This is a genomic window from Hoeflea sp. CAU 1731 (assembly GCF_039888615.1).
Classification (GTDB): Bacteria; Pseudomonadota; Alphaproteobacteria; order Rhizobiales; family Rhizobiaceae; genus Flavimaribacter.
This window is the reverse complement of record NZ_JBDQQS010000001.1, coordinates 677,953-693,027: the sequence shown is the minus strand read 5'-3', so window position 1 is coordinate 693,027 and position 15,075 is coordinate 677,953. Positions and strand designations below refer to the sequence as shown.

Sequence of the window (15,075 nt, the reverse complement as noted above, 5' to 3'; positions counted from 1 at the left end):
ATCCAGTCAGTCGAGCTGGGCGATCCATTCCTCAAGCATTTCGACGGCTTCTACATGGACCATGGAGCGGCCGAGCTCTGGCATCATGACGCCCGGGTCGAGGCTTTTCATACGGAAAATCAGGATCGAGTCTTCCGGGGCGCCTGGAACAATATCGAACTTGTGATCCCCTGATCCGCGCCCGGCGGCCACCGGTCGTTTCATAAACCCCCATTTCACAGGGTCGGTTTCCGATCTTCGCAGGAAAAGGCCCGAATTGCTGGCGGCGCCTTCAAGACGATGGCAATGGGCGCAATTGACGTCTAGATAGGAGCGTGCTCTTGCGTCTATCGGCAGAGTGTCGTCGTTCCAGTTTGCCGCTCGCGGCGCTTCGTCCGCCCTTGGCGCGCCACTCAAAATGCCGCGTTCTGACCAGGCTTCCAACTGGTTTGAAGCGCCCGTTGCGTAGTCAAACTGATGATTGAGATTTCGCGCGCTCGGACCGATCGGCGTTATCCGGTCGCCGTTGGCGTGGCATTCCTTGCACTGGTTGGCGTTCGGGACAGCGTAGTTGATGTCGATTGGGTCGCCAGAATTGTCGATTACATGAACAGGCAACCGTTTTCCAGCGATCTTCAGCGTCGCGTCTTTTGCGTCTTCGTCCCATACATAGGCGAACGCCTTCCAGCCACCGTCCTGGTGGATCAGAAGCCGGGTTTCGACAAGGCTTTTGTCACGGGTCGGTTCACGCAGGTCAGCAGGGTATGAGAATGTTTTAACGAGCGTTGTTCCAACCGGAAACCGGAAGACATCGTCATCGACATACTCCGCCGATTTGCCTTCGGGCACATAGACGAACCGGTTCTTGGATGCATAATCGGAAAAAAGCGGCGTGACGAGATCATAAGGCACGACGCCTTCCGACGGCGTTTGCTTCAAACCGTCTGCGAACAGATTATATTCGGACAAATGCCGCGCCGGTTTGCTGGCCATGAGGGCTGCGTCGTTGACCGGGCCGGCGCGAGCCTGTTCGACATTCGCCAACAAACCGCAGGCAACGAGCGAATATGTAAATGCAACCAGAAAGCCGAGGGGAAGTTTTCGGCGCGACCGCTTCATGCCATCATTTTTCAAGTTGGGGGAGCGAGACCGGTTTCGGCTCCGGGAGCGATCCGGCGTAATCCGTAACATCCCGGTCCGGAGAGGTCGTCCACGGATACAGTGTGTTCTGGATCATATGGAGGTTGGCGAATGTCGCGCCGCCTGGTTCGTCGATGTAGATTCGATCTTCGTCAGAAGTCCACGTCACCCATTCTGTCAGAGGCACCACGCCGTCCCAGACGATATCCGGAACCGGCTTTCCGGTTAGCCCGGCAATCAGCATTCCGACTTCGCCATCCGGGTCTGCACCGCCGTTCTCATAGGTGTTGTCCCTTATGACCACCGCCCTGGGGTGTGGATAGTAATTGTCGTCGTCATAACTTTCAGGAAATGTTGCGATGAGGACCTGCACCGTTCCATTGTTTTTCAAAGTGTTATTGAAGATATGCACATCCCGGTTTGCCATGACCATGATGCCGGTGCCCTTAGCGACCATCCCGACCATGTTGCCTTCAGGCGCGAAATTCGGTGTGTCGTTGTCCGCAACCATATTGTCGAAAACGCGTACCGACCGGCCGCCCATGACCGGAAGGTTTGGCAGATCGAAAACGAGGATCCCGCCGGTGTTGTGCGTGGCTGTATTGCCATAGACATCGGCGTTTCTGCTGTTTTCGATCTCTATGCCGGCGACGCTGTATTGTACGAGGGAGTTGCGGACGATGATGTTCTCAGATTGGCCAACGTAAATGCCGGCGTCCGATGCGCCGCTAACTTCACAATCTTCGATCAGAATGTTTTTTGATTCCACCGGGTAAATCCCGTAAGCGCCGTTACTTTCGTCCGGTCCTCCGGTCCATGTGACTCTCACGCGCCGATAGGTGATGTTGTCGGCGGCTTTTGATTTGACGCCGTCGCCCTTGCTGTCTTCGATGGTGAAGTCTTCAAGCGTAACGCCGGGCGCGGTGACGAGCAGACCTTCACCACCGCCGACCTGATTGGCGTAAGAAAGGATCGTCTGGTCCATGCCTGTGCCTTTGAGAGTGACTTCCTCGATATCCAGCGAAAGACCATCTGCAAGATCGTAGGATCCGGCTCTCATGAAAATCGTTGAGCCTGGTTTTGCAAGAATGAGTGCTTCTTGAAGTTTCTCCGCGGCGTCCGGTCCCGGGTCGATATATGTCACCGGTTCGGCGCTGGCTGGTGAAATGGCCAGAAGAGCAAAGGAAACGCAAACCGTTGCAAGCAATGAGTGAAACATGATCTCTATCCTTATGCAGTTTCAAGGTACCATGTGGGCGTGTGCTGTTCAACGAACATGAAGGCGCTTCATATTCCCGTTTGATTTGGTTGGTTGCTGCGTCTTATACTTCGCCATGGACATGAATCCGGTCAGCGGGCGACGACAACCGCGACAGAAACGTTCGCTAGAAAAAGTCGAGACCATACTCGACGCAGTGGAAACACTTGTGGCGCGAGACGGAGTTGAGGCGCTGACGACCACCGCGGTCGCCAAACACTCGGGCATGGCCGTGGGCACTATCTACCAGTATTTTTCGAACCGAACGGAAATGGCGCTGGAAACATATGAACGCATGTTCGAGCGGCTCGCCGCTCAAATCGAGGAGGAAGCGGTACGCGGCGATCACGGGAAAGGGGCCGATGACCCGATCAGGCGTCTGATTTTTCTGTATCTGAACAACGCCGAAAATCATCCAGGATTTATTCCGCTTTTGCAGTTTGCTCGAATAAACAGGCGGCATGAGGAAGTAAAAAGCAGCGCCGAAGAAAAAATCGAGAAGCTGGTGAACCAGTACCTTAATTTGTATTTACCCGAGCTCGATTCCACGGATCTTTATGTCGTCCGCCATATCGTATTGAGATTGTTGAGAACGCTGGTCGATGCTGTTTTGTTGCAGTCCGATCCTGAGCTGCGGGCCCGGTTCAGCGAAGAGTTGGTGGAACATTGCAAGTTCGCTATCGAGCGCGCCAGACTGACTCTCGGCGACGTGTCGGAGGAACAGGGCGCGGCCACGGTTATGCAAGGCGATTAAAGCAGCATCAAACAAGCCCGTAATTGCAAATTGGAACAATGGCGGCGTTGCGTTTTGCGGGAGGTTGCCTAAAAGACTTCCTACCTTCTTCCGCCTGCCATCGAAAAGGAAATCTGTCATGACCGAAATCATCGATATTGTCGGCCGCGAAATTCTGGATAGTCGGGGCAATCCCACGGTGGAGGTTGACGTGTTGCTCGAAGATGGATCGTTTGGTCGCGCAGCGGTGCCATCCGGCGCTTCAACAGGGGCGCACGAGGCGGTTGAGTTGCGTGATGGCGGCAGCCGTTATTTTGGCAAGGGCGTGCTCGGCGCAGTCGGAGCGGTCAATGGCCCGATTCTCGAAGCAGTCACCGGCTTAAACGCGGAAAACCAGATTCATATCGACAGGGTCATGATTGAACTGGACAGCACGCCGAACAAATCTAAGCTTGGGGCCAACGCCATCCTCGGCGTGTCGCTTGCAGTCGCCAAAGCTGCCGCCGAAGCGGCGAGGCTGCCGCTCTTCCGCTATGTTGGCGGCTCGAACGCGCATGTGCTCCCCGTGCCAATGATGAATATCATCAATGGCGGCGAACACGCCGACAACCCGATCGATTTCCAGGAATTCATGATCATGCCGGTTGGCGCCGATTCGATCGGCGACGCCGTAAGAATGGGTTCGGAGGTCTTCCACACTCTGAAAAAGGAGCTTTCCGCCGAGGGCCACAACACGAATGTTGGTGATGAGGGTGGTTTCGCTCCCGGCATAGCCAGCGCGCCCGCCGCACTAGATTTTATTATGAAGTCAATCGAGAAAGCCGGTTACAGGCCAGGCGAGGACATGTTCGTGGCGCTCGACTGCGCGTCGACAGAGTTTTTCGACAACGGAAGTTACGTCCTGAAAGGCGAGGGCCGCACGCTCGAGCCGGAGGCAATGGCGGACTATCTCGCGGAACTTGTCGGAAGTTATCCGATCATATCGATTGAAGACGGGATGGCTGAAGACGACTGGGAAGGCTGGAAGGCGTTGACCCAGAAAATCGGCGCGCAGTGCCAACTCGTCGGCGATGACCTGTTTGTAACAAATTCGGCGCGACTGCGCGACGGCATCGGGATGGGCGTCGCCAACTCCATCCTCGTCAAGGTCAATCAGATTGGTACGCTTACGGAGACGCTCGACGCGGTGGATACGGCGCATCGCGCGTCCTACACGGCTGTCATGTCTCACAGATCTGGCGAGACAGAGGATTCGACCATCGCAGACTTGGCCGTCGCCACAAATTGCGGTCAGATCAAGACCGGGTCTTTAGCGCGGTCGGACCGGTTGGCGAAATACAATCAGCTGATTCGTATTGCCGAAATGCTGGGTGATCAGGCCGTGTACGCCGGAAAGTCAATTCTGCGCGTATAGTCAGGTTTCGCAGGTCATTGAATTTCAGGTTTCGCGTAGCCGCCGCCGGTATTGGCTTGGACTGACGCCGATCAGGTTTTTGAACGTGCTCGTCAGATGCGCGTGACTGGAAAAGCCGGTCATCATGGCGATGTCTGTGATGTCGATAGCGGTGCAGGACAGCAGCGATTGCGCCTTTGATATTCTTCTTCCGATAACAAACCGAATCGGCGTTTTGCCGGCGGTCTGTGTGAAATCGGACAGGAAGCGCTTGGATGTTTGACCAGTGATTTTGGCAAGCTGGTCAAGCGTGATCTTTTCACCGAGGTGTTCGTCGATAAAGCGTTCCACAGCGACGTATTGGTCCGGTGTCAGTGGTCCGTAGCTCTTGTTTTTGGAGGAGGTTGTGATGCTGGCTGTGTATTTCTTGCAGATATAACGACACATCGTTTCCATTAGGCTGGCAGCGAACGCCATATCCGCGTTATCCGGCTCTTCGGAAATCTCCGCCAACTGCCTCGAGCCGAGATGAATCAATTCGTCTCTGAGCGCCAGTCTTGCTTCGAGGTGCAGGTCAGGAGGCGGGTTTTTCGAAAGTTCGTTCAACGCGCTTTGTTCTATCCGCAGTTCGGCGAACTGGAACTGAGCGCCTTGCAACTGCACCTTGAATGTCTTGCCTGCAGGCACAATCCATATGTCGCCATCAATGGGTAGACTGACGCGCCAATGCCCGCCTTCTATCAACGCCTGAAATGTACGCAGACGTTTTCCAAGGTAAACATAAACGGTATGGTAGTCTGCGGTTACCTGCCATTCGCACTTTCCAAGAATATTTGCATGGTTATAGTGGTATTTGATTTTATTGCTATGAAAAACACGCATATCGCAATAAAGATTTTCGTCATATGTGCGATTATCTATTTTATAAGTAATATTTTCAATCATTATCAGAATTCTCAAATTTTATTATTTATGAATAAGCTAAGATACAAAGTCAAGTGGATATAAAGTATGTTTTTATACGGCAAATATTAAAAATCGTTTGGGCGCATTAGTTAATTTGAATTCAAAAGTTACTTGAAGATCATCGGCGACTAGTTCATTTCAGCTTTTGGCTTCGTTGTTTGTGTCTACGCTTTACTGCGGGATGGGAAAGGGCCGTCCGTCTTCATATTCGTGTTATGGTTGCTAATTTGGTCTTTCGGTATCAAAGATATCATCAATATAGGGAATAGCGCTCACTCGCCCAATTAGTGTCATATCAAGAAATGCTCGTTTATTTCAAATATTTCAACCTTAAGGTTAAAAATTTTTAGAATTTTCAGAAATCTTGGATTGCAGAAGCTGCCTATATGTAGATGATATGGGGTTGAGGTGGCGGCGTCGCGTGACAGTTGCAAGTCTCATTGGGCGAATTCTCAGATTTTTGGCAATTCAGATGTATTCGAGTGGACTAAAGGGTGTAACGCCCGTACGGGACGACGTTTCCTCGGAGCCTGGTCTTTCAATGTTTCGGGAGGCATTGGCTGACGACCGCATCGGCCTGCAAGCCGAAAGGATCGTCGATGTCCGGGATCTTGGCGCCACTCTTTATTCGGAATGTCTTGCCCGCCTCATCGATCCGGCGGGTTGCGTGCGCATGGCGTCGGAATTTGTTCCAGCAGTTGAAGCGTCTGGAGAGATCGCTTCATTGGACCGTTGTGTCATGTGTCAAGTGCTCGAAGAACTGTGCTCCGATTGCAGCGCTGTCCTCGGGTGCAATATCTCTGCGGAAACTTTGTCCGATGTAAATACCTGGAACAGCATCATTGGGCTAATTTCGAAATACAGCTCTGTGGCGAATAGACTGGTGCTTGAAGTCACAGAGACACGGCCACTCGGCATTGACCGCTATGAGGCGCGAAAGCGGTTCTCCGAGGTTCAGAACCTCGGTTGCCGGGTGGCCGTAGATGATTTCGGCGTGGGGCATTTCAGTCCTTCCACACTTCTTTTTATCGACGCGGACATCGTCAAGATAGACGCGTCAATAATGAGAAAGCTTCGTGTCGGAAAAGACGGCGTCAGCAATCTGGACTGCATTGTCGGTTTTGCATCATGCACTGCGCCTGTTGTGGTCGTGGAGGGTGTTGAAACGCCTGAGCAACTGATACTGGTCCGCAGAGCCGGCGCAACCCATGCTCAGGGATATCTGTTTCCGAGAGCCGAAATTAAACACCGTTTGTCGGGCGGCGCTATTTCTTAACTGGATCTCTCAACGATCCATGAAAAACTGATCGGCCTGATAACTTACGTTCTCGTCTAAGCCCTACAAAATCACCCGCTGCTAATACGTTGTTAAGCTAGACCGTACATAGTCGGGCACCGGGGACCGATACGCTCCATCCGCATGAGTTTCGAATTGTCTGATTGATGTCGACGCGTCAAAAAAAGATACGCAATACAGGACGATACCTCGTTCCGGTTATAGCGGCCGGCTTTATAAGCTATTTCGGATATCACTCAATTCACGGTGGGCGTGGGCTCCTTGCAAAGGAAGGGTTTGAACAGCAGTCGGCCCTCCTTCGTGAAAGGCTTGATACGCTGGTTCTAAAGAGAAATTCAATGCAGAGACGTATTCTGCTTTTGCAAGACGGCACATTCGATCGCGACATGCTGGACGAGCGCGCTCGAAATGAACTCAATATGTCGCGTCCCAACGAGATCACCATATATCTGGATTAGCGAATTAATCAAAATCAAGTTAATAGCTTTTTCTTCTATTAAAAACAATAGCTTGGTATTCAGGTGTGTTATGCATTATCGCACTTGCTGAGATCGGAGTCGTCCCGTAGACTTTCTGCAACAAAACACAGGGAGGACGAGAATGGCTCCGCGCAAAACCGCCGCGTCAACAACCCGTAAATCTCGAGCGAAAAAGCCGGCCATCGGCAAGGATATCGCGGATTTCGACAAGGAGCAGGAGCTCCAGGCTTATCGCGACATGTTGCTCATACGCCGTTTCGAGGAAAAGGCGGGGCAGTTGTATGGCATGGGTTTCATCGGCGGATTTTGTCACCTCTATATAGGTCAGGAAGCCGTCATTACCGGCGTCACAATGGCGCTAAAAGAGGGCGATCAGATTATCACAGGCTATCGCGATCATGGTCATATGCTTGCTTCAGGCATGGAGCCACGCGGGGTTATGGCCGAACTTACTGGAAGGCGTAGCGGGTACTCACGGGGCAAGGGCGGCTCCATGCACATGTTCTCGACGGAAAAGAATTTCTACGGAGGGCACGGGATCGTCGGCGCTCAGGTGCCTCTCGGGACTGGACTGGCCTTTGCAAACCGGTATCGGGAAAATGACAATCTGAGCGCCGTATTTTACGGCGACGGAGCCTCCAACCAGGGCCAGGTGTACGAGAGCTTCAACATGGCTGAACTCTGGCGTCTTCCGGTCATTTACGTCGTCGAAAACAACCGATACGCCATGGGAACTTCTGTAGCGCGAGCTTCTGCGCAGACTGACTTCTCGCAACGCGGCGAATCGTTCTCGATCCCTGGCTATCAGGTCGATGGTATGGATGTGCGCGCCGTTAAGGCGGCGGCTGACGCCGCAGCCGAACATTGCCGTTCAGGCAAGGGCCCGATCATCCTCGAAATGCTGACCTATCGATATCGCGGTCACTCGATGTCTGATCCGGCAAAATATCGAAGCAAGGACGAAGTTCAGAAGATGCGGTCCGAGCATGACCCCATCGAGCAGGTCAAGGCGCGTCTGCTGGAAATGAAGTGGGCCAGCGAAGACGAACTCAAATCCATCGACAAGAGCGTTCGCGAGGTTGTCGCCGACAGCGCGGAATTTGCTCAATCCGATCCGGAGCCGGATCCATCGGAACTGTACACGGATATACTCAGGTAGGAACGGAGGAAGCTATGCCGACAGATATTCTCATGCCAGCCCTTTCTCCGACGATGGAAGAAGGCACGCTTTCCAAATGGATGAAAAAGGAAGGCGATTCGGTCACCGCAGGTGACGTGATCGCGGAAATTGAAACAGACAAGGCGACCATGGAGGTCGAAGCCGTCGACGAAGGCACGATCGGCAAGATCGTCGTTCCGGAAGGCAGCGAAGGGGTCAAGGTCAATTCTGTGATCGCCATTCTGCTGGGGGAAGACGAGGACGCAAGCGCGATGGATGCCGAGAGCTCCGCCAAGCCTGCCGATGAGAAGCCGAAGGAAGCGGTTGAAGCGCCAGCGCCTGAAGCAAAGCCTGCCGAGGCTGCGCCAAAAGCGGAAGTTGCGTCAGATCCTGACATACCATCCGGCACGGAAATGGTGTCGATCTCCGTTCGCGAGGCGCTTCGGGACGCCATGGCGGAAGAAATGCGCGCCGACCCGGACGTCTTTGTCATGGGTGAAGAAGTCGCTGAATATCAGGGCGCTTACAAGGTCACGCAGGGTCTACTTGACGAGTTCGGTCCCAAGCGTGTTGTCGATACGCCGATAACCGAACACGGTTTCGCCGGCGTTGGCGTCGGCGCGGCAATGGCTGGACTAAAGCCGATCGTCGAGTTCATGACCTTCAATTTCGCCATGCAGGCGATAGACCAGATCATTAACTCTGCCGCCAAGACCCATTATATGTCCGGCGGGCAGATGGCCGCGCCGATCGTGTTTCGCGGACCTAACGGCGCCGCAGCGCGCGTCGCCGCCCAGCATTCCCAATGCTATGCCTCATGGTACAGTCACATTCCAGGACTAAAGGTTGTGATGCCCTATACCGCGGCAGACGCGAAGGGCTTGTTAAAGGCGGCGATACGCGATCCCAATCCGGTAATTTTCCTCGAGAACGAGTTGCTTTACGGCCATTCCTTTGATGTTCCAAAACTGGACGACTTTGTTCTGCCGATCGGCAAGGCGCGCATTCACAGATCTGGTTCGGATGTGACCATCGTGTCCTTCGGCATCGGGATGACATATGCCGACGAAGCAGCGACCGAGCTAGCCAAATCGGGGATCGAATCCGAAGTCATCGATTTGCGAACGATTCGCCCGATTGATATCGAAACCGTCATCGATTCCGTCAAGAAAACCGGACGCCTTGTCACGGTGGAGGAGGGCTTTCCGCAAAGCTCGGTCGGTACGGAAATCGCAACCAGAGTGATGCAGCAGGCTTTTGACTATCTCGATGCGCCGGTTGCGACAATCTCCGGAAGGGATGTTCCCATGCCCTATGCGGCAAATCTCGAGAAATTGGCGTTGCCCAGCACCGCCGAGGTGATCGAAGCCGTCAAAGCCGTGACCTACACAGCCTGAGGGAGGCGAACATGTCGATAGAAATAACCATGCCTGCGCTTTCTCCGACTATGGAGGAGGGCAATCTCGCCAAGTGGCTTGTGAAAGAAGGCGACAGCGTTGCGCCTGGTGATGTAATCGCGGAAATTGAAACCGACAAGGCGACCATGGAGGTCGAGGCTGTCGATGAAGGAACGGTCGCAAAAATTATCGTTCCAGCCGGCACTGAGGGCGTCAAGGTCAATGCGCCGATCGCCATTCTGGCGGAAGAGGGAGAGGACGTTACAGCAGCGGCTTCCGAACAACCCAAGCAAGAGACGCCTTCTTCGAAACCATCAGAAGAGCCTGAGCAAGACAAACTCGCGCCACCGGTGATGGATGCGTCTCCTGCGCCATCGACGCCTGCTGCAAAGGATTCATCCGGAGACCGGATTTTCTCGTCTCCGCTCGCCAGACGTCTTGCAAAAGAAGCCGGTGTGGATCTCTCGTCTGTCAAAGGGTCCGGACCGCATGGCCGCATCATCAAACGGGATGTAGAGGCGGCAGCGTCCGGAGGCGCTGCTCCCGCCGCCGCACAAAAACCTGCAAGCGCGCCAGCGGCGCCAACTGCGGCTCCGGCGATGTCTGACGACCAGACCCTCAAACTTTTTGAAGAAGGCTCCTACGAACTCGTTCCGCATGACAATATGCGCAAGACGATCGCCAAGCGGCTGGTCCAGTCCAAGCAGAGCATTCCGCACTTCTACCTTTCAGTCGACTGCGAACTCGACGCTCTTCTGGTATTGCGTCAGCAGCTTAACGCCGCAGCGCCGGCCATTGATGGAAAGCCAGCTTACAAACTGTCGGTTAATGATTTCATCATCAAGGCGCTCGCCTTTGCTCTGCGTGATATTCCCGCCGCCAATGCTTCATGGACCGAAAGCGCCATGGTGCTTCACAAGCACAGCGATGTCGGCGTGGCTGTTTCCATTCCCGGAGGGTTGATCACGCCTGTTGTGCGCGAGGCCGAACAAAAACCGCTTTCGGTCATTTCCAATGAAATGAAGGATATGGCGGCGCGCGCAAGAGAACGCAAACTCAAGCCGGAAGAATATCAGGGCGGTTCGTCAGCGGTATCCAATCTGGGCATGTTCGGCATCAAGAACTTTTCGGCAGTCATCAATCCTCCGCATGCGACCATACTCGCTGTCGGCGCTGGCGAGCAGCGCGCCATCGTGCGTGACGGCGAAGTCGTGGTGGCCACGGTCATGTCAGCGACCCTGTCGACCGACCATCGGGCGGTAGACGGCGCGTTGGGAGCCGAATTGCTCTCCGCATTCAAACGCTACATTGAGAACCCGATGGGAATGCTCGTCTAGAATATCCAGTGGCAGCAATTCAGGAGATCGTAATGCCGGACAGCAGTGAAAATGCCGCCGACGAGTTCATTCAGAGGCTCAAAAAAGCCTGGGGCTGGCTTGTGCTGCTGGGCGTCGTATCGCTTGTCGGTGGGATTCTGTGTTTCGCCAATCCTCTGAAGGCGACGATAGCGGCGGAAACGCTTGCAGCAATCTTTTTCATCCTTCTTGGCATACTCCAACTCGCGCAGGCCTTCTCAATGAAGGGCTGGGGTGGCGTGCTGTGGTCGGCGATAGTTGGTGTGGTCTCCGTGCTTGTTGGCGCTACTCTAATCAAGAATCCGCTGGAAGGCGCGGCCACACTCACAGTTATGGTCGGTATTTTGATGTTCCTTATGGGGGGCTTCAAGATCGCTTATTCGTTCTCGCTTCGCTCCATGGCCGGATGGGTCTGGGTGCTGGTTTCCGGTGTTTTGTCGATTGTTATCGGAATCGTCATCTTTGCAGATTTTCCCTGGGCGGCGGTAACAGTGCTCGGTCTGTTTCTCGGAGTTGAACTGATATTCAACGGGATCAGTCTATTGATGACCGGGATTGCGCTGCGAAACGCCTGAATAGCGGGAACGCATACGGCGTTCGCTGTTCCCGAGCAAAGACAAGGAGACATAGAGTGTCCAACAGTTACGATGTCATTGTCATAGGATCCGGACCTGGCGGCTACGTATGCGCCATCCGTGCGGCGCAACTTGGATTGAAAACAGCTATCGTTGAGCGAGAGCACCTCGGGGGGATTTGCCTGAACTGGGGCTGTATTCCTACAAAAGCGCTGCTTCGGTCGGCGGAGGTGCTTCACCTCGCCGAACATGCCGACGCTTATGGCCTCAAGCTTGAGGGCACGATTTCACCGGACCTCCAGGCGGTTGTAAAACGGTCTCGCGGCGTTTCCGGTCGTCTCACCACAGGCGTCGGTTTCCTGATGAAGAAAAACAAGATCGACGTAATCTGGGGCGAGGCGAAATTGACCAAAGCCGGCAAGGGTGGCGCGCCGGCCGAGATAAAGGTCTCCAAACCAGACAAGAAACCGATGGAGCCACAGAATACGCCTCCAAAGAATACATTGGGCGAAGGAACCTACACGGCCAAACATATCATCGTTGCGACTGGAGCAAGACCGCGTGCGCTGCCGGGAATCGAGCCTGACGGCAAGCTGATATGGACCTATTTCGAAGCCATGGTGCCACCGGAAATGCCGAAAAAGCTCCTTGTCATGGGCTCCGGCGCTATTGGCATTGAATTCGCCAGCTTCTACAACGCCATGGGCGTTGATGTCACAGTCGTTGAACTGATGCCGAACATCATGCCGGTCGAGGACGCCGAAATTTCCGGTTTCGCGCGCAAGCAACTCGAAAAACAAGGTCTCAAGATCATCACGGAAGCAAAGGTTTCCAAGGTCGACAAGGCGGCGGACAGCGTTACCGCGCATGTGGAGACAAAGGATGGAAAGACAGAGAAGATAGAGGTGGACCGGCTGATTTCCGCGGTGGGCGTTCAGGGCAATATCAAGAACCTCGGGCTTGAGCAACTCGGCGTCAAGACGGATCGCGGATGCGTCGTCATAGACGGCTACGGCAAATCAAATATCGAAGGCATCTACGCAATTGGCGATGTCGCTGGGCCGCCGATGCTGGCACATAAAGCCGAGCACGAAGGCGTCATATGCGTGGAAAAAATCGCGGGCGTGCCAGGCGTCCATCCCTTGGACAAGTCGATGATACCGGGTTGCACCTATTGTCATCCGCAAGTCGCCAGTGTTGGGCTGACGGAGGCGAAAGCCAAGGAAGCTGGATATGAAATCCGCGTCGGACGGTTTCCGTTCGTGGCGAACGGAAAGGCGATCGCGCTTGGCGAGGACCAGGGATTGGTCAAGACTATTTTCGACAAGAAAACAGGACAATTGCTCGGCGCCCATATGGTTGGCGCAGAAGTGACGGAACTGATCGAAGGGTTCGTGGTCGCCATGAATCTGGAAACTACGGAAGAAGAACTGATGCATTCCGTGTTCCCGCATCCCACATTGTCGGAAATGATGAAGGAAAGCGTGCTTGACGCCTATGACCGCGTGCTCAATGCTTGACCTGTGCGTTTGAGCAACCAGATTGAGATGTGATGTGAGTTGGATTCTTTGGATTATTGTTGGCCTGCTGGCTGGCTGGATTGCCCAGAAAATTATGGACCGACAGGGGGGGCTCATCAAAAACCTCGTTGTCGGTCTGGTTGGCGCTTTCGTCGGCGGTTTGCTGGCGAGTGCTGTGGGGCTTGAGTTCTATGGATTTCTGGGCACCCTGATCGTTGCGACAGTCGGCGCGGTGGTGGTGCTGTGGTTATTTGCATTGCTTGCCGGACGATAAATAACGGATTTTGAGTGGTATGGTAACGGTTGTCGATACGGTTTCGGGAAATGCAAAGCGGGTGCGCCATCCTGAGAAGGCGCATAGGCCCGATACCGAAATACAGCGCAAGCCGGACTGGATCAGGGTAAAGGCGCCTACTTCAAAAGGATATCTTGAGACTAAGGATATCGTCAAAAGCAATAACCTCGTCACGGTATGCGAGGAGGCGGGCTGTCCCAATATAGGCGGTTGCTGGCAGCAGAAACACGCCAGCTTCATGATCATGGGCGAAATTTGCACCCGGGCATGCGCTTTCTGCAACGTATCTACGGGCAGACCGACGGCGCTCGACGACAACGAACCGGAAAATGTCGCGAAGGCTGTATTCCAGATGGGTCTGAAGCACGTCGTTATCACGTCTGTCGACCGTGATGATCTAGACGACGGAGGCGCTCAGCATTTCTACGATACGATCCTTTCTATCCGGGAAGCCTCTCCTCATACGACGGTAGAGATTCTGACGCCCGATTTTCTGCGCAAGCCTGGTGCTCTCGAAAAGGTTGTCAGCGCCCGCCCGGACGTTTTCAACCATAATCTGGAGACTGTTCCTTCCAATTATCTGACTGTCAGGCCAGGCGCGCGCTACTTCCATTCGATCAGGCTCCTGCAGCGTGTAAAGGAACTTGACCCTGACATGTTCACCAAATCGGGCATCATGGTGGGCCTGGGCGAAGAGCGGAACGAGGTCTTGCAGTTGATGGACGATCTGCGCGTTGCAGATGTTGATTTTCTCACCATCGGCCAATATCTGCAGCCAACGCGAAAGCATCACAAGGTGATGAAGTTTGTGACGCCTGACGAATTCAAGGCCTATGAGACAATCGCCTATTCGAAAGGTTTTCTAATGGTGTCGGCCAGTCCGCTCACCCGCTCGTCACACCATGCAGGCGATGATTTCGCCAAATTGCAGGCTGCTCGGGCTGCGCGAAACGGACTGAAAGCCTGATATCGGTCGGTCATGCCGAAATTCGAAACGACACGCAGCGTCGGGCACACGCCGAAAAACATGTTCGACTTGGTGGCGGATGTCGAGAGATATCCTGAATTTCTACCGCTTTGCGAAGCGCTGCGTATCCGCAAGCAGAAGGAACGCAACGGCAAGACATTGCTGACTGCCGACATGACGGTCGGATACAAGGCGATCAGCGAGACCTTCACCAGCCAGGTTTTGCTCGATCCGGACAGCAAGGTTATCGACGTCAAATATCTCGATGGACCGTTTCGATATCTCGACAATCGCTGGACATTTCACGATTCAAAGATTGGTTGCGATGTGGGATTCTACATAGAGTATGAGTTCAAGAGTCGTATGTTGGGGCTGGTGATGGGATCCATGTTTGATCGCGCTTTCCGCACTTTTGCAGAAGCCTTCGAACGTCGTGCGGACGAGATTTACGGAAAACCCGCCGAATCGTAGTCGATCAGGTACCCTTTCTGTTTTTCGGTATACGTAAGAAACCGGCCTTCAGCGGTTAATCCGTGAAACGCTGTGTCTCCAGTCACTAGCT

15 protein-coding genes are annotated in these 15,075 nt (G+C 53.9%); 12 read left to right on the top strand and 3 right to left on the bottom strand.

Going from position 1 to position 15,075, the window contains the following annotated elements; translation table 11 throughout:
• Positions 1 to 6: 6 nt before the first annotated feature.
• Both AAFN47_RS03305 and AAFN47_RS03300 read right to left on the bottom strand, forming a co-directional pair.
• Positions 7 to 1,098 carry an SO2930 family diheme c-type cytochrome gene (locus AAFN47_RS03305; protein ID WP_499807774.1) on the bottom strand — a complete coding sequence of 364 codons (1,092 nt, stop codon included), beginning with the start codon at positions 1,096 to 1,098 and terminating at the stop codon, positions 7 to 9.
• Positions 1,099 to 1,102: 4 nt separating this feature from the next.
• Positions 1,103 to 2,338 carry a parallel beta-helix domain-containing protein gene (locus AAFN47_RS03300; protein ID WP_499807773.1) on the bottom strand — a complete coding sequence of 412 codons (1,236 nt, stop codon included), beginning with the start codon at positions 2,336 to 2,338 and terminating at the stop codon, positions 1,103 to 1,105.
• Between the two features lie 121 nt (positions 2,339 to 2,459).
• Between AAFN47_RS03300 and AAFN47_RS03295 the strand changes: the two genes are divergently transcribed.
• Positions 2,460 to 3,131, top strand: a complete 672-nt coding sequence (locus AAFN47_RS03295) for a TetR family transcriptional regulator (protein ID WP_499807772.1) — start codon at positions 2,460 to 2,462, stop codon at positions 3,129 to 3,131.
• A gap of 118 nt (positions 3,132 to 3,249) precedes the next feature.
• Positions 3,250 to 4,524, top strand: a complete 1,275-nt coding sequence (gene eno, locus AAFN47_RS03290; protein ID WP_499807771.1) for a phosphopyruvate hydratase — start codon at positions 3,250 to 3,252, stop codon at positions 4,522 to 4,524.
• 24 nt (positions 4,525 to 4,548) lie between these two features.
• Here eno and AAFN47_RS03285 read toward each other — a convergent pair whose 3' ends face one another.
• On the bottom strand, positions 4,549 to 5,448 hold the full coding sequence (locus AAFN47_RS03285) for a helix-turn-helix domain-containing protein (RefSeq protein ID WP_499807770.1): 900 nt from the start codon (positions 5,446 to 5,448) through the stop codon (positions 4,549 to 4,551).
• Positions 5,449 to 5,866: 418 nt separating this feature from the next.
• On the opposite strand from AAFN47_RS03285, the gene AAFN47_RS03280 reads away from it, so the two are divergent.
• The 10 genes from AAFN47_RS03280 to AAFN47_RS03235 all read left to right on the top strand — a co-directional run bounded on the left by AAFN47_RS03280 (position 5,867) and on the right by AAFN47_RS03235 (position 14,984).
• On the top strand, positions 5,867 to 6,745 hold the full coding sequence (locus tag AAFN47_RS03280; protein ID WP_499807945.1) for an EAL domain-containing protein: 879 nt from the start codon (positions 5,867 to 5,869) through the stop codon (positions 6,743 to 6,745).
• Between the two features lie 167 nt (positions 6,746 to 6,912).
• Positions 6,913 to 7,224, top strand: coding sequence for an FtsB family cell division protein (locus tag AAFN47_RS03275; protein ID WP_499807944.1), 312 nt, complete (start codon positions 6,913 to 6,915; stop codon positions 7,222 to 7,224).
• A 142-nt stretch (positions 7,225 to 7,366) separates the two neighbouring features.
• On the top strand, positions 7,367 to 8,404 hold the full coding sequence (gene pdhA / locus AAFN47_RS03270; protein WP_499807769.1) for a pyruvate dehydrogenase (acetyl-transferring) E1 component subunit alpha: 1,038 nt from the start codon (positions 7,367 to 7,369) through the stop codon (positions 8,402 to 8,404).
• 14 nt (positions 8,405 to 8,418) lie between these two features.
• Entirely contained in the window at positions 8,419 to 9,801 is a 1,383-nt protein-coding gene (locus tag AAFN47_RS03265) for a pyruvate dehydrogenase complex E1 component subunit beta (protein WP_499807768.1), read from the top strand.
• A gap of 11 nt (positions 9,802 to 9,812) precedes the next feature.
• A complete protein-coding gene (locus tag AAFN47_RS03260; protein WP_499807767.1) occupies positions 9,813 to 11,138 on the top strand; it encodes a pyruvate dehydrogenase complex dihydrolipoamide acetyltransferase in 1,326 nt (441 codons plus the stop codon).
• A 32-nt stretch (positions 11,139 to 11,170) separates the two neighbouring features.
• Positions 11,171 to 11,731, top strand: coding sequence for an HdeD family acid-resistance protein (locus AAFN47_RS03255; RefSeq protein WP_499807766.1), 561 nt, complete (start codon positions 11,171 to 11,173; stop codon positions 11,729 to 11,731).
• Between the two features lie 56 nt (positions 11,732 to 11,787).
• A complete protein-coding gene (lpdA, locus tag AAFN47_RS03250) occupies positions 11,788 to 13,251 on the top strand; it encodes a dihydrolipoyl dehydrogenase (RefSeq protein WP_499807765.1) in 1,464 nt (487 codons plus the stop codon).
• A gap of 34 nt (positions 13,252 to 13,285) precedes the next feature.
• Positions 13,286 to 13,525, top strand: a complete 240-nt coding sequence (locus tag AAFN47_RS03245; RefSeq protein ID WP_499807764.1) for a GlsB/YeaQ/YmgE family stress response membrane protein — start codon at positions 13,286 to 13,288, stop codon at positions 13,523 to 13,525.
• 19 nt (positions 13,526 to 13,544) lie between these two features.
• Entirely contained in the window at positions 13,545 to 14,513 is a 969-nt protein-coding gene (gene lipA / locus AAFN47_RS03240; RefSeq protein ID WP_499807763.1) for a lipoyl synthase, read from the top strand.
• Between the two features lie 12 nt (positions 14,514 to 14,525).
• A complete protein-coding gene (locus tag AAFN47_RS03235; protein WP_499807762.1) occupies positions 14,526 to 14,984 on the top strand; it encodes a type II toxin-antitoxin system RatA family toxin in 459 nt (152 codons plus the stop codon).
• Positions 14,985 to 15,075 lie beyond the last annotated feature (91 nt).

What these genes read in the sequence shown, in the direction of transcription:
- AAFN47_RS03305 (WP_499807774.1), bottom strand. Translation starts at nt 1,098, where the DNA reads ATGAAGCGGTCGCGCCGAAAACTTCCCCTCGGCTTTCTGGTTGCATTT.
- AAFN47_RS03300 (WP_499807773.1), bottom strand. Translation starts at nt 2,338, where the DNA reads ATGTTTCACTCATTGCTTGCAACGGTTTGCGTTTCCTTTGCTCTTCTG.
- AAFN47_RS03295 (WP_499807772.1), top strand. Translation starts at nt 2,460, where the DNA reads ATGAATCCGGTCAGCGGGCGACGACAACCGCGACAGAAACGTTCGCTA.
- eno (WP_499807771.1), top strand. Translation starts at nt 3,250, where the DNA reads ATGACCGAAATCATCGATATTGTCGGCCGCGAAATTCTGGATAGTCGG.
- AAFN47_RS03285 (WP_499807770.1), bottom strand. Translation starts at nt 5,448, where the DNA reads ATGATTGAAAATATTACTTATAAAATAGATAATCGCACATATGACGAA.
- AAFN47_RS03280 (WP_499807945.1), top strand. Translation starts at nt 5,867, where the DNA reads ATGGGGTTGAGGTGGCGGCGTCGCGTGACAGTTGCAAGTCTCATTGGG.
- AAFN47_RS03275 (WP_499807944.1), top strand. Translation starts at nt 6,913, where the DNA reads ATGTCGACGCGTCAAAAAAAGATACGCAATACAGGACGATACCTCGTT.
- pdhA (WP_499807769.1), top strand. Translation starts at nt 7,367, where the DNA reads ATGGCTCCGCGCAAAACCGCCGCGTCAACAACCCGTAAATCTCGAGCG.
- AAFN47_RS03265 (WP_499807768.1), top strand. Translation starts at nt 8,419, where the DNA reads ATGCCGACAGATATTCTCATGCCAGCCCTTTCTCCGACGATGGAAGAA.
- AAFN47_RS03260 (WP_499807767.1), top strand. Translation starts at nt 9,813, where the DNA reads ATGTCGATAGAAATAACCATGCCTGCGCTTTCTCCGACTATGGAGGAG.
- AAFN47_RS03255 (WP_499807766.1), top strand. Translation starts at nt 11,171, where the DNA reads ATGCCGGACAGCAGTGAAAATGCCGCCGACGAGTTCATTCAGAGGCTC.
- lipA (WP_499807763.1), top strand. Translation starts at nt 13,545, where the DNA reads ATGGTAACGGTTGTCGATACGGTTTCGGGAAATGCAAAGCGGGTGCGC.
- AAFN47_RS03235 (WP_499807762.1), top strand. Translation starts at nt 14,526, where the DNA reads ATGCCGAAATTCGAAACGACACGCAGCGTCGGGCACACGCCGAAAAAC.